This is a genomic window from Psychromonas sp., assembly GCF_047632955.1.
In the GTDB taxonomy this organism is placed as follows: domain Bacteria; phylum Pseudomonadota; class Gammaproteobacteria; order Enterobacterales; family Psychromonadaceae; genus Psychromonas.
On sequence record NZ_JBLIED010000020.1, the window covers coordinates 1 to 18639 of the forward strand.

15 protein-coding genes, 1 tRNA gene and 1 pseudogene are annotated in these 18639 nt (G+C 40.7%); 6 read left to right on the plus strand and 11 right to left on the minus strand.

The genetic code is table 11. The features are described 5' to 3' along the window. A pseudogene (locus ACJAZP_RS12455) lies at nucleotides 1-331 on the minus strand (C4-dicarboxylate ABC transporter substrate-binding protein); the annotation flags it as partial. A gap of 316 nt (nucleotides 332-647) precedes the next feature. Here ACJAZP_RS12455 and ACJAZP_RS12460 point away from each other — a divergent pair. Beyond that, nucleotides 648-1361, plus strand: coding sequence for a glycerophosphoryl diester phosphodiesterase (locus tag ACJAZP_RS12460; RefSeq protein WP_415231070.1), 714 nt, complete (start codon nucleotides 648-650; stop codon nucleotides 1359-1361). Beyond that, entirely contained in the window at nucleotides 1358-2092 is a 735-nt protein-coding gene (locus tag ACJAZP_RS12465) for a DeoR/GlpR family DNA-binding transcription regulator (RefSeq protein WP_415231071.1), read from the plus strand. Before ACJAZP_RS12460 ends, ACJAZP_RS12465 begins: the two co-directional genes overlap by 4 nt. A 262-nt stretch (nucleotides 2093-2354) precedes the next feature. On the opposite strand, the gene ACJAZP_RS12470 is transcribed toward ACJAZP_RS12465, so the two are convergent. From ACJAZP_RS12470 to ACJAZP_RS12490, 5 genes are all read right to left on the minus strand, one after another. Then, nucleotides 2355-3974 (minus strand): glycerol-3-phosphate dehydrogenase/oxidase, encoded by a 1620-nt coding sequence (locus tag ACJAZP_RS12470; RefSeq protein ID WP_415231072.1) that lies wholly within the window; start codon nucleotides 3972-3974, stop codon nucleotides 2355-2357. 330 nt (nucleotides 3975-4304) lie between these two features. Continuing rightward, the gene (locus ACJAZP_RS12475) at nucleotides 4305-5633 is read right to left on the minus strand and encodes a ferric reductase-like transmembrane domain-containing protein (protein WP_415231073.1); all 1329 of its coding nucleotides are present in this window, start codon (nucleotides 5631-5633) and stop codon (nucleotides 4305-4307) included. Between the two features lie 1626 nt (nucleotides 5634-7259). Further along, nucleotides 7260-8048, minus strand: coding sequence for an L-dopachrome tautomerase-related protein (locus ACJAZP_RS12480; RefSeq protein ID WP_415231074.1), 789 nt, complete (start codon nucleotides 8046-8048; stop codon nucleotides 7260-7262). Between the two features lie 64 nt (nucleotides 8049-8112). Further along, nucleotides 8113-8517, minus strand: a complete 405-nt coding sequence (locus ACJAZP_RS12485; RefSeq protein WP_415231075.1) for a putative quinol monooxygenase — start codon at nucleotides 8515-8517, stop codon at nucleotides 8113-8115. Next, entirely contained in the window at nucleotides 8514-8738 is a 225-nt protein-coding gene (locus ACJAZP_RS12490; RefSeq protein ID WP_415231076.1) for a putative quinol monooxygenase, read from the minus strand. The genes ACJAZP_RS12485 and ACJAZP_RS12490 overlap by 4 nt, the downstream gene beginning before the upstream one ends. Nucleotides 8739-8895: 157 nt before the next feature. On the opposite strand from ACJAZP_RS12490, the gene ACJAZP_RS12495 reads away from it, so the two are divergent. After that, nucleotides 8896-9819, plus strand: coding sequence for a LysR family transcriptional regulator (locus ACJAZP_RS12495; RefSeq protein WP_415231077.1), 924 nt, complete (start codon nucleotides 8896-8898; stop codon nucleotides 9817-9819). A 394-nt stretch (nucleotides 9820-10213) separates the two neighbouring features. Here the strand turns inward: ACJAZP_RS12495 and ACJAZP_RS12500 are convergent, their stop codons facing one another. The 3 genes from ACJAZP_RS12500 to ACJAZP_RS12510 all read right to left on the minus strand — a co-directional run bounded on the left by ACJAZP_RS12500 (nucleotide 10214) and on the right by ACJAZP_RS12510 (nucleotide 12312). Continuing rightward, nucleotides 10214-10843, minus strand: coding sequence for a PEP-CTERM sorting domain-containing protein (locus tag ACJAZP_RS12500; RefSeq protein ID WP_415231078.1), 630 nt, complete (start codon nucleotides 10841-10843; stop codon nucleotides 10214-10216). A 1156-nt stretch (nucleotides 10844-11999) separates the two neighbouring features. Continuing rightward, a complete protein-coding gene (locus ACJAZP_RS12505; RefSeq protein WP_415231079.1) occupies nucleotides 12000-12125 on the minus strand; it encodes a hypothetical protein in 126 nt (41 codons plus the stop codon). Between the two features lie 111 nt (nucleotides 12126-12236). Next, nucleotides 12237-12312: transfer RNA gene (locus ACJAZP_RS12510), tRNA-Trp, on the minus strand. A 211-nt stretch (nucleotides 12313-12523) separates the two neighbouring features. Between ACJAZP_RS12510 and ACJAZP_RS12515 the strand changes: the two genes are divergently transcribed. Together ACJAZP_RS12515 and gorA are read left to right on the plus strand one after the other, a co-directional pair. Next, a complete protein-coding gene (locus ACJAZP_RS12515) occupies nucleotides 12524-13648 on the plus strand; it encodes a phosphoserine transaminase (RefSeq protein WP_415231080.1) in 1125 nt (374 codons plus the stop codon). 26 nt (nucleotides 13649-13674) lie between these two features. Then, on the plus strand, nucleotides 13675-15033 hold the full coding sequence (gene gorA, locus ACJAZP_RS12520) for a glutathione-disulfide reductase (RefSeq protein WP_415231081.1): 1359 nt from the start codon (nucleotides 13675-13677) through the stop codon (nucleotides 15031-15033). Nucleotides 15034-15112: 79 nt separating this feature from the next. Here the strand turns inward: gorA and ACJAZP_RS12525 are convergent, their stop codons facing one another. Both ACJAZP_RS12525 and lgt read right to left on the minus strand, forming a co-directional pair. Beyond that, on the minus strand, nucleotides 15113-15964 hold the full coding sequence (locus ACJAZP_RS12525; protein WP_415231082.1) for a thymidylate synthase: 852 nt from the start codon (nucleotides 15962-15964) through the stop codon (nucleotides 15113-15115). Between the two features lie 24 nt (nucleotides 15965-15988). Next, a complete protein-coding gene (lgt, locus tag ACJAZP_RS12530) occupies nucleotides 15989-16861 on the minus strand; it encodes a prolipoprotein diacylglyceryl transferase (protein ID WP_415231083.1) in 873 nt (290 codons plus the stop codon). Between the two features lie 465 nt (nucleotides 16862-17326). On the opposite strand from lgt, the gene sstT reads away from it, so the two are divergent. Beyond that, on the plus strand, nucleotides 17327-18583 hold the full coding sequence (sstT, locus tag ACJAZP_RS12535; RefSeq protein WP_415231084.1) for a serine/threonine transporter SstT: 1257 nt from the start codon (nucleotides 17327-17329) through the stop codon (nucleotides 18581-18583). Nucleotides 18584-18639: the final 56 nt, after the last annotated feature.

Sequence of the window (18639 nt, forward strand, 5' to 3'; positions counted from 1 at the left end):
AATCAGGAACATAATCACCAAGGTAACTTAAATCTTCAACAGCAATCCAATCGGCACCATTCACAACTTGCTCAAGGTTATCTTTATATACGGGTAGTTGGCCACCAGGAAATACTTTGATATTGACTCCACCGTCCGTACGTTCACGAATTTTGTCAGTCACTTTAATTAATTCTTGAGTTAACAGCTCGTTTTGAGTAAAAACTAAACTCATGTTGATATCAATTGGCGTAACTACTTCTTTAGCAGTTTGCGTTTCTTCAACAGGTTTTTCGCCACAACCAACAAGCAATGCAACGGCTGTTAATACGGTCCCTAATACCTTTATCATAAATAACACCTTTATTTGTAAGTTAAATTTAATAGTTCATTCGTTTATTAAAATAAAAAATAAATTATTGTTTGAGTTTTAGAGGGTTGCGTGAACAAAATTTTTCATATGAACATTTACAGAATCATCTAAAAAAATATATCGTGCAATATGTAGGTTATAAAAATGTAGACCAGAACATATAAATAACACTTAATTGTTAAGGTTTGATGATGGCGCATAATAATATTAGGTCTTTCATATTTTTTATGAATACATTATTGTTAACATTTCCACTAACATCATCAACGTTCAAATGAACATTACAGGTGAATTTATGATCGCAGGTCATCGTGGCGCTGCCTCACTCGCGCCAGAAAATACATTAGCAGGTTTCAAAAAAGCGCTTCAGTCTGGGGTTAAATGGATAGAACTCGATACACAGTTGAGTGCAGATAATACGCCCATCATATTTCATGATGAAACCGTAGATCGCTGTACCAATGGTAACAGCCGAGTCGCTGATTTAAGCCTCGAACAATTACAAGCTTTAGATGCGGGTAGTTGGTTTTCAAAGGAATTTTCTGGAGAAAGAATTCTCACGCTTGAGCAAACCTTAGCGTTTTTTATGGAAAATGATTTGAATATGAATCTTGAAATTAAAATTCATCATGCTCATCAAGTCCAGCCTCTAGTAGAAAAGGTCGCAAAAGTATTAGCAAAAATCAATTTCCCGAATGAAAAATTGATCATATCCAGTTTTTCAGAATCAGCCCTAGAACATTGCCACCAAGTAATGCCAGACATTCGCTTAGGTTATATTACAAAACATAATCCACTGCCGATGTTAGAAAAATTAAAGTCAGTTAATCTATATAGCGTGCATCTTGATTACAAAATATTGAATCAAAAAATGGCAAAAGAAATAATACAAGCTGGACTTAAGTTAGTCATTTGGACACTTAATGATTTGCAGCAAGCCAGTAAATTTAGAGCTTGGGGCGTCGATATGATTATTACTGATAAACCGGATGTATTTGCTCAAGCATGATAAATCTCAATGCTCGACAACAAAATATTCTAAAGCGTTTAAGGCAAAATGAAGATATTCAGATAGATATTATGGCTGATTATTTTCAAGTTACCACGCAAACTATTCGTAGAGATGTTAATCAACTTTGTAAAGCAGGTTATGCACGTCGCGTTCATGGTGGTGTTGGCTTGCCTGTGCAATTAACCAATAGCAGTTATCAATTACGCAGTGATCTGCAGTTTGATGTAAAAGATAAAATAGCCAAAAAAGTCGCCAATTCGATTCCTGATGGGGCAACAATTATGATGGGTATTGGTACCACCGTCACCAGGATTGCCTATTATTTAAAAACCAAAAATCGCGTTATCACCAATAATCTACAAGTGGTGAAGATTTTAGAATCGAATCCTGAAATTGAAGTTTATATTGCAGGGGGATTGTTTAGAGCTCAGCAACAAGATGTTGTTGGTAATAGCGTATTAACGTTTTTTAATAGTTTTGAAGCTGATATCGGAATATTAGGCTGTGCAGCTATCACCAGCAGTCATACGGCGATGGAACATGAGACCGCTGAAGCAGAGTTATCGCAAAGCATTTTAAAAAACTCACGGCAAACATGGTTAGTGGCCGATGCCAGTAAATGGACAAGTTCAGCTTCGGTAAAAATAGCTTCGTTATCGAAATTTGATCAAATCTACACTAACCAAACAGATCTTCCCGAAGATTTCCCGCTTATTTCGATTAAATAAAAGTTTATTTTTAACTGTGTGAAAGGTAAGAAGAGCAGCCAATAAACTTTCTAATAGGTCATTCTAATAGAAGTTAACTGGCTGTTCTTTAGTTAGTTATGAAATAACGTGCATTTATTCATTATGTTCGTAATGAAGGGTAAACGAACATTAGGGATGTAGTCTTAAAACTACTTCTCTAATAAATTGATAGTTAAATAGTAACCTTGCCTAGTTATCAGGCGAGGTTACTATTTAACATTAGTACGCAGGCTACCTAAGTTTATACTCGATTGAAGTTGCTTGTACTGCGAAACTCAGCGACTTTCTGTTGCGCGTTTTCACCAAATAAACGTTCGCCGACGGCCTCCAGCCCTTTTGCATTATCTAAATATTCTTTACGAATAACCAGGGTTGCTTTTGAACGTCTACGTAATAAATCATCGAGGTTAACAATCATCTCATGGTCGGCGACCCAATCGATTTCTGCCCAGGTAAACTCCGTATGTTCAAGTGCTAGATTTGCCTTTTCAGGGTTTTGCTTAATCGCTTCCAATAGAATAAAAGCATCTTCACCATAACGACGCCAGAAACGACTGGATAAAGGCTCAATAGCGCCTTTTGGAGTCAATTTATCAATATTGAACTCTGCAATCGCACTCATAAATTTTGTTTTAACTGAGTCAGCTGGTTCGCCGTACCAAATTGATTCTGATTTTGGCAGTGGAATAGATAAACTTTTAACTATCTCCGCAATTTCCTCGCCTACGTTAATACAATCCGTCAGCTTGCCACCGAAAATACTAATGTGTTTATCGGCTTTATTAACATCTATTGCATGCTTACGTGACAAGGCAACCCAGTCAGCAACACCTTCTTCCGCTTCAATCGCTAATGGGCGCACACCACAGCGTTCTGCAATAATGTCAGCTTTGGTTAGCGGCTTATCTAATTCTAATAAGGCATTGGCATTATCGAGAATGAATTGACGATCTTCGTCGGTTACCGATGTTTGATGACTCTCAACTTGATTATCTGTTGTGCCGATACAGGTTTTAGTGCCCATTGGTAATACAAAGAATAAACGCCCATCGCTGGCAAAAAATGCCAATACACGGTGTTCTTTGGAAATACGATCAACGGTTAAATGAACCCCCTTAGAAAACAAATGATGATGTGATGTTTTCTGCCCAGTACCTTTGTTAACTTGGTCAACCAAAGGACCACAGGCATTGATCAGTGTTTTCGCTTTAATAGTGAATATTTTATTATTGCTAGTATCTTTCGCTTGTATTACCCATAGTCCGTTTTCACGAACGGCATTTATCGATTCTACATAGTTAGCAACAGCCGCTGATTTTTTTGCAGCAGCCGTTATAAAATTAAAAACAAAGCGTGAGTCATTATCTTTTAAGAATGCATCTGAATATTCGAAACCAGCTTGTGCGCCCTCGGTCTTAATACTCGGCTCTAATTTCTTGATAGCATTTCGAGTAAGATACTTAGGTGCCATCGTAAATAATCGGCCGAATAACCAGTAAGCCAAAGTCCCCATAAACACAAACCACACAGGAAAACGAAAACCTTTTTGAATCGTTGTTAAGAAACGAACCTCAGTAACCGATGACGGGTAATGTTTCATCAGGTTGTTACGGCTTTTACAAAGCTTATTAACTAATAAATATTCATGGCTCTCCAGGTATTTGATACCACCCCATGCAAGATTCGATGAATTAGAGCTCGTTGCTCCTGCAAAATCCCCCTTATCAATAAGGCCAACTTTAGCGCCTTTAGCAGCCAAAGATGCAGCAGCAACAGCACCATTGATACCACCGCCTAAAATAAGTACATCTAGCTCATCTTCAGCCAGTTGCGTAATATTGTCTGTTCTATTGAGGCTCATTTCGGAATCCTTACTATAAGTGCTCGATAGCTCACTAAAATGCTCGTTCGAGCCTTAATTAGAGCATATAGTGTTTCTGATTAATATAATTATTAACAAATTACTAACAAAAATATGACGCCGAGTAAATTTTAATAAATAGTAGCAGCCAAAAAAAACCAGCTGAGCAACCCCAGCTGGTAATAAATTTGTTAAGTTATTTTAATCTCAGACTATATCAATGCTGAGTAATGACTTTTTCTCTTCGAAAAGAACAATCTTCCCATGCTTTACTCAGAACACTTTTATATTAAATAAAATTTGTATTTTAAAGGTTACAGTCCTTAACAATCAGCGCATTTCAAATAACTCATGATGAAATTTGCTCGCACTAAGCCCTAATTGGGCAAAATCAGACTGTAATTTTTTTGCAAAATTATTGGGACCACAAAACCAAATATCTGCTTTTTTCCAAAAACTTACATTTTCAGAAATCTGTTTGGCCGTTAAAAAACCATCCGTATTGGTATTCACCAAATGTAAATTAATATTAGCCTGATCAGCTAATTGATTAATATAGCGAATAAAATCAACATCCGGACACTGTGTGCAGTAAAAAAGATCCACCTCCATCGGCTCAGGTGTTTGTGCCAATGCCTCCATTTGTGCGGTAAATGCTGCGATACCTATTCCCCCCGCCACCCAGATTTGACGCTGCGTTTCTGATTTGAAATTGAAATAACCGTAGGGGCCTTCCACCGTGACAGGATCATTGATATTAATGCTATTTTTAAGCCTTTTAGTAAAATCACCAATGGCTTTAATTTGAAAACGAAGTCCGCCATTCTCACTCTGAGCAGAAGCAATGGTAAAAGGATGCGGCTCTTCTCCTGCAAATTTGATAAACGCAAACTGCCCCGGGTTATGTCCCTGCCATTTTTTCTGAGTATTTATGGTGATATCAAGCACTTGATTTTCTTCAAAAAAATGGAACTGTTCAATGCTCCCCTGTACTTTATTTTTACGCCCTATTTTTCCCAAAAGACTGACAATAGCAGCCCAGGATCCGGCCGCAATTAAGATTCCAACAAGCCACCCGACTGGCTGCTGCCAGTAACTGAATTTTGTTAATATGATAGTGTGAAAGACGAAGACAAGATAAACCAGAGACATTATTTTGTGCGTATTTAAAAATTTTGAATAACGAATCGTCTTCGTCAGCGCAATAACGATAAGCACCAGAAACAGATAAAATCCCCACTCACCCAGGAATTCAGCTAAATGCTTCTGACCTCTAAAAATCGCTTCAACGCCAGTTAAATCAACATGCATTCCCCCTTTACCACCAGGCTTGTCTAACAGCCCCAGCCCAACCATATATTTTGTTCCTTTCGCCCAAAACCAATGGATGATGACCAGTACCAGAGTGCCAATACCCAACCATTTATGCAGACGGTAAGACTTATCTAAACCATTTAAAAATTTTTCTAGCGGTTTGAGTCTTAATGCCAACAGCATAATGATGCTCATTGTCGATATGGCTAAAATCCCGCTGTACTGTATGGCTACTTTCCTGATAGGAAAATAAGACCAGCTAATTGTGTCGAAGCTTTCAGCCGACAACCACAGCAGTGTCATTAATCCAAAAAACATTGGAATGACCATTTTTATTCTATTCATTAACTTTCCTTATATTTCGCGCAGTAAAAAATAACCTCTGGTGCACGAATTTCATGATTAGTATTGCGTTCATTTAGGCCCCTAAATAAAGGCCAATCAATACAATATCTTTATACATTCATTATATGAAAGAAGTTTGTGAATATTATGGAGGAAATAAGGAGATACTAAGGAGATTCACTTTTCGGCTCTAAAAGCAGGGTTATAGTGAACGGCTGTTTTCTAATGGCAGGACTGCGTGGGATTTAGCCAAATTATATATTTATAGATTAAAGACGATTACGTCTAGAACACTTATCTCATTGTTTCAATTAAACTTGGTTACCTTCGATTTAGGCAGGTTTACGCCAAATTTATTAGCATATTACATCTGTGCGATATAGGAGTAGCTTGTACTTACTGCATTTTATTTGAGTGTAGTAATACCAAAAGAACTAAAAAGGTGATCATCCTTGCTAGTTAAAATTATCTCTAACTGCATTCTGAGTTTTATTCAGAACATCCTGTTCTTCACCACTTTGTGGTCAGCTAAAGCTGTTCAAAATCGTTCCAGACGATTTTTGTGAAGTGAGAATAACTATCTCCTGCAACTCACGCTTTGTTAGTGTTAATTTTTCCTTCGCAATCCTTGATCACTTCATTAATTCTTTTGGTATAACTCATGCTTGAGCAGGCAGTATCGGTGTAGAAAACAAAATCATTTACTTTTTCGGGATGACGTAGTCATAACTGAAGCGGCAGGATACCGCTAATAATACAAAGAGTAGCTACGGTATATATTGCAAATTTTAACAACGGAAGCTTACGAGTATCACCTGCACCGCAAAAAGCATATAGCCCAAAACATAAACATGCCACCCATTTCTCTAATGCTCAACGTTCTCACCTGTCGAGTTAGCGAAGCCACACAGAAATACTTTACGCACCACACGTTAACAACAGTGGTAACTTTCTATATACCGGGAGAAGGCGTACTGTCTAAACTAACGCTTGTTTGTCTTGGTCTGGCGATCTGTAATTACCATTTTTAGAAAGAGTAATTAACACCTAGTTGAGTGTAGGTTATTTAGACTGCGATCGTGGATAGCCATATTTACTTCTCTGAAATATTAAAGCCAACGAGAGTATGAACAATTATCGTTTTGAGGCCTCGAGATATCAACGAAATACAGGTATTGCACATATTGAACCTTGTTAATCTAACAAAAAACCCAATGCTTTTGCCGTTTCGACAGCGCTAGTTTTTACAAAGTGCGCCACCGCAGTTTCTTCGTTATTCAGCCGTTATCTTCCGATAAGTGGCTCACCTTTCGGTTTAAAGCGATAAATTAGATAGGGCGCTTTGTTGGTGCCTTTTCCTTGGTTTAAAGGTGCAGACAACCATATCTGTGTTGCCGCTGTGTAGAGGTAACCATCTGGACCAAAATTGACGGCGTCAGGCCAGATCATGTCACTACTTGACGTCAAGGTGCGATACTCTCTGCTGTCAGCTGGGATAATGCCAATGCTGCGATCACCAATTGCACAAAGATACAGGTTCCCTTGCGCATCTATGGTCAGGACGCCGTTTACCGGTTTATCAGCATAGGCTTGTACTTTTTTAGCCAGTTGCGTATCGCCTAGTGCTTAGTTGGCCAAATCTGCTACACGAATTCTATACACTTTGCTCTGGCTGACCGGCGTGAAGTACATCCATTCTTCTTGTTTATCTAAAGCAATGCCATCAACGCCTATGTACAGCCCCGCTTGCCTTTCCTGCTGCGTCCCCTTTGCGTATACCATTGGTAGATCCATATGGGGCTTTATGCTCTCAGTGCCTTGCAGTACCCGGTGGCTTTTCCCCGTCTGGGTATTAACAACAACCAATGCCGCTTTTTTTCCCACAGGACCCTTGGCAATACCCTCGTCAGCAATAACAATCAAATGATGTTGGTTAGAAACGATAAAATCATTGTGCTGGGACTCGTCTAAGGTAACCCCGTCTGGCAAATAAATGACTTTAGCCAGTTTGTTGGTTTTGGTATCCCAGGCTACCAGTTTAGGCGTGATCCGGGGTTCAGCTTGCCCGGAATCTAAAATCCAAACTTGCCCTTGATTGTCAGCATGTACCGCCAGGGTCCAGTTAAAATACTCCCCAGGGTTTTTCAACTTACCTTCGCTGTCATAAGCATCTTGCATGTCAGCGTTAGGGAAAGGACGAATCTCTCCATTTTCAAGTCGTTCGGCAACTTTCACTTTTGGATTGTAAAAAGGATGAAAGGTAAAGATGAAACGTTTATCTTTCGTATAGGTAATGGTCGAAATCGCTTGGTCAAATGACGCGTATACCTCATTTTTCACCTGGCTTTGAGCGCTGACAGACATAGTCAACGTGGCAAGCATCAAAGTTGCGCTCATTTTTTTAAAAATATTCATAGGTTTATCCTCAATGCTCAATAGGTACTGATAACGTTACGACTGCCTTTCTGGCGTTTCATGGTTATGCAATCTGGGTGACAAAGTTCATGTATTGCTGCATGTCGCCAACGATACAGGCTTCCATCAACTTACCCGTTTCCACGGCATAGGGCTGGTTGAAGTGGATATTCCAAACATCAGATTCTTTGCGCCAATGCTCGTACACCACTAACGTATCCTCATCTCCCTCTACCTTACACAGATCAAATAGCAAGCAACCGGCTTCGGTTCGAGTATGCGTAATGTGCTCTTTAAACTGGGCCAGTAATTGCTCGCGGGTGCCCGGCTTAATTTTAAATATAAACACGATATTGAAGCGCGGATCTTGTGGATCAGCTTCAAGTAGCGCAACTGGCGCTGAATCCGTGTCCTCTACGTTATAAACCTGAGGCGGCTCGCTCAGCACAGTGTCAATCAGGCTGATCAACTTTTGTGTATAAGGTTGCTGCAGGTGGCTTTGTGCCGCAGCCTTGTAGGCCCATCTGTCATAGGCAAAAAATGTATTTGGGTACTGTTGTCCTGATAAATGCGCATGGCCAAACTGCCCGGCTCTTGCACGCTGCTGTGCTTGTTGATCAGCAGCGCTTGTTTGAATTGATCTTTGAATTCAGGTTTCACGTTAAATTTTATGACTTGGGTAAATGCCATGATTATTGCTCCAAAAAATAGGTTTAATGCTTAACTTGAAACGAATATTAACCCCTGTCGTTTGATTGATCATCTAGCAAAAACAGGATTAATTATCCTGATTTTCGGGATTAAACTGCAAATAATTGATTTATTCCGATAAAAAAGGGAGTTGACTGTGGATCTAGATTTGAAATCATTGGCACTTTTTGTACGGGTCACTGAATTGGGCGCGATAGGTAAAGCAGGATTAGACTTTGATTTGTCGAGCACCAATGCAAGCCAACGGATCCTCGCGCTGGAGGCCGAATTAGGTGTAAAGCTTTTTCACCGCTCTACGCGAGTGGTCACCCCCACGTATGAAGGTTTGCTTTTTTTGGAGCACGCAAAATGTATTCTGGATGATGTTGAAGAGACCAGAAATATTTTTAAGGGGAAAGGGAGTGATATTCAGGGCCGCATTCGTCTAACCGTCTCCGCGTCCTACGCGCGAGTATACATTGTGCTCTTTATTCCTGAACTGTTGCGGCTCCATCCCAAATTAGAGATTGAAATCGACTTCACGGATAAGAATGTTGATATTGTTGAGCAGGGTTACGACATTGCTTTTCGAATGGGCGAATTACAATCGTCCAGTTTATTGGCTAAACGTATTGCTGATAACCCGATGATCCTTGTCGCTTCCCCTGAGTACCTTACTCGCGCTGGAGAACCGCAAACGCCGGCGGATCTGGCCAGTCATAACTGTATTCCATTTGCCAAGCTGAATAATTGGCAATTTAAAGATAACGATGGGGCTATTCATAATGTAACGGTAAATGGGCCGATAAAGGTCAACTCGGGAGATGCGATTGACGACCTAGTACAAGCAGGCGTTGGTATTGGCTTAGGCTCCTTGTGGCACGTAGGGCCTGCTTTACGAGCGGGTCGTGTTAGGAGAGTGTTGCCGGGTTACAAAGTGTGGCCACAAACCCGAATTTGGGCAGTACGTCCTTCTGGAAGACTCACCCCAGAGCGAATCAAAGTCTTTCTTGACTATATAGAGAAGGTTATACACAGCACCAATGAGCAAAGGTACGGTGATTTGCTAACAACCCTGTGAGAATAAGAGGACGCTTCCCTTTTAAATAGGGTAAAGTCCCCCTATTTTCTCCATAACGGCTTATTTTACGGGTTCTTGGCTTCTCGGCTATTTAACGCAATGATCGTTACAGAGGTTAAAGGACTGTGGCAAATTATTTTAATGCTTTCCTTAACATTTCCTGCCTCCCCTTGTATTGCCGAATTAAAACTTTGTGATGTCAGTTTCATTATTAGTACTGAGCAATATCATGTAGCACATACCAATCTAGACGCCCTGGTTAACAGGCAAAATTTGGTTGGCTAAAATAGAGCGGAGCGAAATATCTAGCCGTATTTTATCCTTTTTAAACAGCTAGTTAGGCATATAAAAACCAGATATAAATCAAGGTCTTTAGGTAATATCAAGCCGATTGTTAAGTAGTTTTCTTTTTCCTTGAAAAACTAAGCCCGGCCAAACCAAGCCCAAGTAAAGCAAGTGATGCTGGCTCTGGCACTTGACTTATGTCTGCATCTACCATGAGGTTTGCACCATAAAAGCCGTCTCGAAATGTCCCCTCAGACTGACTAGGAAACTCAAAACCAGCGCTAAATAAAAAACGATCTTGGACATGTTCAATGCCAGCAGCTTCAATAAGGTTTAACCCTCCAGTCTCTCTCCACGCCCAAGCATCACCTTGAACGCCCCATGAATCTGCACCAACGATATATGTATTACCAGCGAATAAAGCTAAAGTATTAATTGACGAATAACGGAAATGTCCATTTAAGCTATCAGAACTAGTCACGATAGTAGATGCAAGCAAGTTCCCAGTAAAATCCCAAATTCCAACATTATGATCTGTCACAAAGCCATCTCCGAGATGGTCAAATGCGCCAAGAGCAGTAACATTCGTATCTGAAGTTACGTTAAATTCATACCCCATCATCAAAGTTCCGTTTGTATTTACATTTTGAGGATCTCCCGACCACTCCACGGCTGCAATAGGTATCGCATTAGACGTTGTGCTAAAACAAACAAACAACAAACAAATTATTTTTTTCATTTTATTCTCCAAGGTTAAAAATTTTCTTTCCATCAAACAACAAGCAACAAAGGTGCCAAACCATTAACCAATTGATTTTATATAGTTTTTTTCCACGCAGGCAACTGAGTATTTAGAAAGTGTAAGATATCACGACAATTTTAAGGTGCTGTTGGTTGTACTGCCTAACGACTCACCGCAGCAGTGCGCTGTTTCAGCGTCGAATGCCTGTGTTTGTTAGTACCCAAGGTACACGCAAGTATTTGATTAATTTGAATAAATGACACGCCACACCATAACCTGCTGAAGTGGAGTATTGAATTTACCAACGGTGGTGAAACTGAAAAGTGTGACGTCCATATAATGACCAACTCACTGGTTATGGTTTGACAAACCTACCGACTGCTGCTGACTAAAAACGTTCAGGATTGGGTACCTACTTGCAGGTAACCACTGAGAAAAAAATGGGACTGGGCCTTAATAACAGGCAAAGTACGGTTGGCTAAAATACGAGCGAAGCGAGATAGCCAGCCATATTTTGTCCTTTTTAATTAACTAGCGGTTGTGGATTGCGGATTGCGGATTCAAGAAGCGTTATCTTTACGGATTAAGGACATTGATTTTTCATTAAAATAAATTTTAGTTTTTCGGGGGAAGGCTAAAAAGGGTCGATATACATTGTTATACCAAACGCATTAATAAAGTGATCTGATTTACTATTTAAAATTGATCCTAAATTTAATGGCTGTCTTACTTGAGCGCCAACTAGCACCAACCATGACAACAAACGCACCCTACCGATAACACCATATCAAATGCATTTATAAAGTAATCTGATTTACTATTCAAAATCATACCGACGGCTTTGCAAGCTTAAATTTTTCCTTTGAAGCAACTGATCATAAATTTAATGCTTTTGGTATTACCATTAACATTAGAAACAGTATTGCAGCGGCAAATATCACATCTTAGTTCGGTTGATAATAGAGACTTAGGTGAAGGTAATACTTCCGTTCCCGCTACATTGCATAGAAAGTACCAGGGAGCATTAAAAGATTTTAGTTAGCAATATCTTTTCCCACCAAATAATCGCTGTGTTGATCCATATGATGGTTATATTTGTAGACATCACCTACATGATTGGTTAAAAAATTAGCAAGATCATCATCCACTAAAATTAATGCAGCGAATATTTGAGCTTGTTTTTTAATTTAAATGATTTGGATACGCGGGAAGCCTTACGCATAAATTCTACACGATAGGTATTGCCTAATTTGCTTTTGCGGGGTTGTACTGTAGACATAGTATTGTTCCTTTTACGCCAAATTACGTCAAAAAACGCAACCGAGTATGAGGACACAAAACCATATTTCATTCTAACTCGTTGACTAGATAAGCTAAAAAGTAAAGAAATTGGCAGGGGTGGAGAGATTCGAACTCCCAACATACGGATTTGGAATCCGTCGTTCTGCCGTTGGAACTACACCCCTGCAGACCTAGCGAATAATACCTAAGCTAAATTTAAAGTAAAGTATTTTATCCCGGCAAAATGTTCGACTGACGACAAAACAAACAGTTCAAGCTCAAACGGACTTGTATAAATTTTTTGTTTTATGTGTAACTACTCATAGCCAGTTGCTATTCTCTAGTGTATTTTTACGGTTCAAACACAGTTTTCATTTAACAAGGATATTGATTAATATGAGTACCCCGCAACCAAGTATCAAACCTGCTGTTCCTAATTTTTCATCCGGCCCCTGCGCAAAACGTCCGGGTTATGATATTAATCAACTGGATCTTTCTGCGTTAGGCCGTTCTCATCGCTCCAGTCTTGGTAAAAAAGCATTAGCAAAAGTCATTTCCGATACGGCTGAAATCTTACAATTACCGGCAGGTTACCGAGTGGGTATTGTTCCCGCTTCCGATACCGGCGCGATGGAGATGATTTTATGGTCAATGCTGGGCCCCAGACCCGTAGATATATGCTACTGGGAATCATTCGGGCAGGGCTGGTATGGGGATATTGTCAAGCAGCTGAAATTAACCGAGGTCAATGAGATCAAAGCAGATTACGGGCAGTTGCCTGATTTATCTAAAGTTAATCCGGACAATGATGTTGTTTTCACTTGGAATGGCACAACTTCTGGTGTTAAAGTTGAGAATGGTGATTTTATTAAAAATGATCGCCAGGGCCTGACCATTTGTGATGCAACTTCTGCTGTATTTGCGATGCCATTACCCTGGGGGAAATTAGATGTAACCACTTTTAGTTGGCAGAAGGTGCTTGGCGGTGAAGGGGCTCACGGAATTATCATTTTAAGTCCGCGTGCCGTTGAACGTTTAGAAAGTTATATCCCAAGCTGGCCTTTGCCTAAAATATTTCGTTTAACGGCAGGCGGAAAACTGATTGAAGGTATTTTTAATGGCGCAACCATTAACACCCCTTCCATGCTCTGTGTTGCTGATTACCAAGACTCCCTTAACTGGGTAAAAGAGATTGGAGGCGTTCAAGCAAGTATTCAAAAGTCTTTAGATAACTTAGCTGTTTTAGAGAATTTTGTAGCAGAGAATAGCTGGATTAATTTCTTAGCCGAAGATCCAAACATTCGCTCCAATACCAGCGTCTGCTTATCCGTTGATTTAAGCGATGCACAAATCAAAACATTTATTAATTTACTGGCCGAGCAGCACGCAGCTTACGATATTGGCGCCTATAAAGACGCGCCCAGTGGTTTACGCATTTGGTGTGGTAGCACAGTAGAAAAACACGATTTACAAGCTCTATTACCTTGGCTGACTTGGGCTTACCAAGAAGTCACCGCATAATAGCAAAAACATATTTAAGGATATCCATGACTGATAATAAATTCGATTTTGACTATATCTGTATTGGCGGCGGCAGTGGTGGTATTGCCTCCGCGAACCGGGCATCAACCTATGGACAAAAAGTAGCAATCATTGAAGCAAAAGCCCTGGGCGGCACCTGTGTAAATGTCGGCTGTGTGCCTAAAAAAGCGATGTGGTATGCAGGGCAAATTGCCGATGCGCTGCGTTATGCGCCTGATTATGGTTTTGACGCACCGCTTAAAAATTTCAGCTGGGCAAAATTAATTGAAAGCCGCGAAGCTTATATTGCTCGTATCCACCAATCATATGAACGGGTTCTCGGTAACAATAATATTACGGTGATCAACGGTTTTGCTAAATTTGTTGATAATCATAAAGTTGAAGTCAACGGACAGACCTACACAGCGGCTCACATCACGATTGCAACGGGTGGTGCTCCGACTGTCCCGGCAATTGAGGGAGCGCAATACGGTATTACATCCGATGGCTTTTTTGCCCTCAAAGAGCAGCCCAAACGGGTTGCCGTAGTGGGTGCAGGTTATATCGCCGTTGAAATAGCGGGCGTCTTTAATGCCTTAGGCAGTGAAACCCATTTGCTTTGCCGTCGCCATACTTTCTTGCGTGAATTCGATACTATGCTCTCATCAACCTTGGTTGAAGTGATGCAGGAAGAAGGTCCGACACTGCATACTCATTCGACCCCCAAATCAGTGCAAAAAAATGAAGATGGCAGTCTCACCTTATATTTAGAAAATGAAAAATCGCTGACCGTTGACTGTTTGGTCTGGGCCATTGGTCGTAACCCTGCCAATGCTAATATCGGCTTAGAAAATACCGATGTAGAGCTTAATAAACATCAATTTATCAATGTTGATAAGTACCAAAATACCACGGCTCAAGGTATTTATGCCGTCGGCGATAATACTGGCGAAATCCAATTGACCCCCGTTGCTATCAAGGCCGGCAGACAATTGTCAGAGCGCTTATTTAACGAACAACCGAATGCGCACTTAGATGCCAAATTAGTGCCGACAGTGGTCTTTAGCCATCCGCCAATCGGGACAATAGGCCTGACTGAGCTTGAAGCCGAAGAAAAATACGGTAAAAGTAAACTTAAGGTTTATACCTCACAATTTACCAGTATGTACACCGCGCTAACGACCATGCGTCAGCCAACACGAATGAAAATAGTTTGTGCAGGAGAAAACCAAAAAGTGGTTGGTTTACATTGTATTGGTTTAGCATCCGATGAGATTCTGCAGGGTTTTGCGGTGGCCATGAAAATGGGCGCAACCAAAGCAGACTTTGATAGTTGTATCGCGATTCACCCAACCAGTGCTGAAGAATTGGTTACCATGACATAAGTAATAACAGCAATAAAGAACCAATAAAAAGCCCCGCTTAATGTGTAAAATTAAGCGGGGCTTTTTTCATTGATACAAGTTAAACAGAAAAAGGATATTTAATTGGATCGTGGCATTGATAACCTTCTACTTCAAAATCATCCATGGTTACCCAGGTTTCTAAATCGTGTAATGATTTAATCTTCGGATTAATCTTTAATTGCGGAGAGGCAAAGGGCAAGCGTTGTAACTGCACATCACGCATTAACGTTAATTGATCTTCATAGATATGGGCATTGACTATCTTATGATAAGCCGTTCCCGCTTTTTTACCGGTTATTTGCGCCATCAATGCAAGCAGGGCAAATACCTGAACCTGATTAAAGTTAAGGCCAAGCGGCACGTCGCATGAACGTTGGTAACTGGTTAAGTGCAATGTATCACCAATTAATGAAAAGGTGTGAGTATGCATACAAGGGCGCAGACAGCCCAGCTCAAATTCCCCGGGATTGTAAAATGTCACTATTTCCCCGCGATCATCAATCCCGTTGCTGAGATCATCAACTACTTTTTTAAGCTGATCAATAAAACCGCCGTCGGGCTTAGCCCATGAGCGGCCCTGAATCCCGTATACACGGCCCATGTCATCGGTGCCTTTACGGTGCGGATTATTCAGCCAGGCATCATTAAGATTAGAATTAGCATCCCAGGTTTTGGTGCCTAATTTTCTGAAATCCGCGGCATTATCATAACCCCGAAGATAACCAATCAATTCGGCAATGGCGGATTTATAAAAACTTTTACGGGTGGTTATCATCGGAAATTGATTATTCCCCACGTTATACTCAAGGTCGGCGTTGATCACCGTCAAACAGCGTTTGCCGGTTCGCTGGTTTTCAATCCAGACTCCCTGTTCGACGATACGCTGACATAATGTTAAATATTGTTTCATTTTTCGGTTACCTAAACGGGTGAGTTATGATTTTTTAGCCGCGTTTTTTTTGGCTTTATTTTTTTTGGCTTTTGGCTGTTTAACGTTAACGGCTTGAGGTTGTACTTTTGCTTTTGCACTGTAGGCATAAGTGATTAATGCCGTTCCCGCAAAGATCATCGGCAATGATAACAACTGCCCCATGCTTAGCCCCATACTCAACAATCCAAGGTGTGCATCGGGCTCTCGAGCAAACTCCACGATGAATCGAAACACGCCATAGGCGAGTAAAAAGAGTCCTGCAACAGAGCCTGCCGGCCGGGTTTTACGGATAAACAGAATTAGAATAATAAATAACAGCACACCCTCTAGCGCAAACTCGTACAGTTGTGATGGATGACGAGGCAACGGACCTGCGTTTTGGAAGATAATACCAAAGGGAGAATCAGTCACTCTGCCCCACAATTCAGAGTTAAGAAAGTTACCGATACGCCCGGCGCCTAGGCCAACGGGTAAAAGCGGTACGATAAAATCCCCAACGGATAAAATTGAACGGTTATTCCTTCTCGCATAAAAAACAATTGCAGTAACAACCCCCAGCACACCACCATGGAATGACATGCCACCTTCCCATATTCTAAACAGATAAAGCGGGTTATCTAAAAACAGCGGGAACTGATAAAAGAACACATATCCGGCGCGGCCGCCTAATATAACCCCCATAAAACCATAAAAAAGCAGGTCACTGGCCTGCTCGCGTGTCCAGATGCCATTTGATTTATCACATTGACGATTTGCCATCCACAGGGCAAAAGCAAAACCAAGTAAATACATTAAACCGTACCAACGAATATCAAGAGGACCAATACTGATTGCAATCGGGTCTATCCTGGGTAACACGAAATTTGAAACTGACATTTATTTACTCATTTCACGGTGTTTTAAACGGGATAACATCATAACCCAATCACTTGATGATACCAATCATAGCTTGCCGACAAAACGCATTAAGCGCATAGCACGACGACTCACTGAATAATGAATTGTATCTGCCACTTTCTCGTATTTATCACCTCAGGTTAAATGACAAGCACCGTAGACCAACTAAACTGTAGAATGAATGCTAATGCCACTTTCCCGTATTTATCACCTCAGGTTAAATGATAAGCACCGGTAGACCAACTAAACTGAGAGCGCTACTACACAATTAAAATCATTCCAATTTTTACCTGTAAATGTTACATTTTCATGATAAATCTCACAACTCATCAGGCTAACAGCTTTATAATACGAATCAATTATCCCTATAAGGTAATTTCCGTATACTCGCAACTAACTGGATTTATTGACTACACATCCTACAATATAAAACAGGTTTAAAATATGACCCCCAATCCCACACTTTTACAGCGATTTTTAAACGGCAGTTTAGTATTACAAATAGTAATAGGCATTGCAGCCGGCTTAACACTTGCGAGTGTTTCACCTTCAAGTGCTTTGTCAATATCCTTTTTAGGCAGTTTATTTGTCAGTGCGTTAAAAGCTGTTGCACCCATTTTAGTTTTTGTGTTAGTTGCATCTTCGATTGCAAATCAACAAAAAAATACCCGTACCAACCTCAAACCTATTATTAAACTTTATTTACTGGGCACCCTGCTTGCGGCTTCTACCGCGGTTATAATCAGTTATGTTTTCCCGACAACTCTGGTACTGATTGCAACCGATATTCAAGCAACACCGCCAAACGGTATCCTTGAAGTATTAAATACTCTTCTATTTAAAATCGTTGATAACCCCGTCAATGCATTAATGAGCGGCAATTTCATTGGAATTTTAGCCTGGGCGGCAGGATTAGGCTTTGCGCTGCAACGCGCAAACCAAAGTACCAAACAGGCATTACATGATATCTCCAATGCCGTGACCCACATTGTCCATCTGGTGATACGTTTTGCGCCTATTGGTATTTTTGGCTTAGTCGCAGGTACTATTGCAGAAACTGGCTTTGACGCGCTTTTCGGCTACACCCATTTATTAGCGGTATTACTTGGCTGTATGATCTTAATCGCCCTAGTAGTTAACCCGATGATTGTTTACAGCAAAACAAAAACAAACCCATACCCTTTAATTTTCAAATGCCTGCGAGAATCTGGCGTCACTGCCTTCTTTACCCGCAGCTCTGCTGCTAATATTCCGGTGAACATGGAGTTGTGTGAAAAATTAGATCTTCACGAAGATACTTACTCGGTTTCAATTCCGCTTGGTGCAACCATCAATATGGCGGGTGCCTCAATCACCATCACAGTATTAACCTTAGCTGCGGTGCATACGCTGGGTATTGAGTTTGATATCGCCACCGCTATTTTGTTAAGCGTGGTAGCAGCCGTTTCTGCTTGCGGAGCATCGGGTGTTGCGGGCGGTTCGTTATTATTAATTCCACTGGCCTGTGGATTATTTGGTGTACCCAACGAAGTTGCCATGCAGGTTGTAGCAATAGGTTTCATCATTGGTGTTGTTCAAGATTCAGCGGAAACTGCATTAAACAGCTCAACGGATGTGATCTTTACGGCAGCGGCTTGTTACGCGGCAAAAGAGTTGCCAGTGGCAGATACGATTGAAACGACAGAGACAGCAAAAGTATAACCTTTAAAAATAAAGGCCGAGTGTAAAAACCCGGCCTTTATCTTATCTAATACTTT

What these genes read in the sequence shown, in the direction of transcription:
- ACJAZP_RS12460 (WP_415231070.1), top strand. Translation starts at nt 648, where the DNA reads ATGATCGCAGGTCATCGTGGCGCTGCCTCACTCGCGCCAGAAAATACA.
- ACJAZP_RS12465 (WP_415231071.1), top strand. Translation starts at nt 1,358, where the DNA reads ATGATAAATCTCAATGCTCGACAACAAAATATTCTAAAGCGTTTAAGG.
- ACJAZP_RS12470 (WP_415231072.1), bottom strand. Translation starts at nt 3,974, where the DNA reads ATGAGCCTCAATAGAACAGACAATATTACGCAACTGGCTGAAGATGAG.
- ACJAZP_RS12475 (WP_415231073.1), bottom strand. Translation starts at nt 5,633, where the DNA reads ATGAATAGAATAAAAATGGTCATTCCAATGTTTTTTGGATTAATGACA.
- ACJAZP_RS12480 (WP_415231074.1), bottom strand. Translation starts at nt 8,048, where the DNA reads ATGAATATTTTTAAAAAAATGAGCGCAACTTTGATGCTTGCCACGTTG.
- ACJAZP_RS12490 (WP_415231076.1), bottom strand. Translation starts at nt 8,738, where the DNA reads ATGGCATTTACCCAAGTCATAAAATTTAACGTGAAACCTGAATTCAAA.
- ACJAZP_RS12500 (WP_415231078.1), bottom strand. Translation starts at nt 10,843, where the DNA reads ATGAAAAAAATAATTTGTTTGTTGTTTGTTTGTTTTAGCACAACGTCT.
- ACJAZP_RS12505 (WP_415231079.1), bottom strand. Translation starts at nt 12,125, where the DNA reads ATGTCTACAGTACAACCCCGCAAAAGCAAATTAGGCAATACCTATCGT.
- ACJAZP_RS12515 (WP_415231080.1), top strand. Translation starts at nt 12,524, where the DNA reads ATGAGTACCCCGCAACCAAGTATCAAACCTGCTGTTCCTAATTTTTCA.
- gorA (WP_415231081.1), top strand. Translation starts at nt 13,675, where the DNA reads ATGACTGATAATAAATTCGATTTTGACTATATCTGTATTGGCGGCGGC.
- ACJAZP_RS12525 (WP_415231082.1), bottom strand. Translation starts at nt 15,964, where the DNA reads ATGAAACAATATTTAACATTATGTCAGCGTATCGTCGAACAGGGAGTC.
- lgt (WP_415231083.1), bottom strand. Translation starts at nt 16,861, where the DNA reads ATGTCAGTTTCAAATTTCGTGTTACCCAGGATAGACCCGATTGCAATC.
- sstT (WP_415231084.1), top strand. Translation starts at nt 17,327, where the DNA reads ATGACCCCCAATCCCACACTTTTACAGCGATTTTTAAACGGCAGTTTA.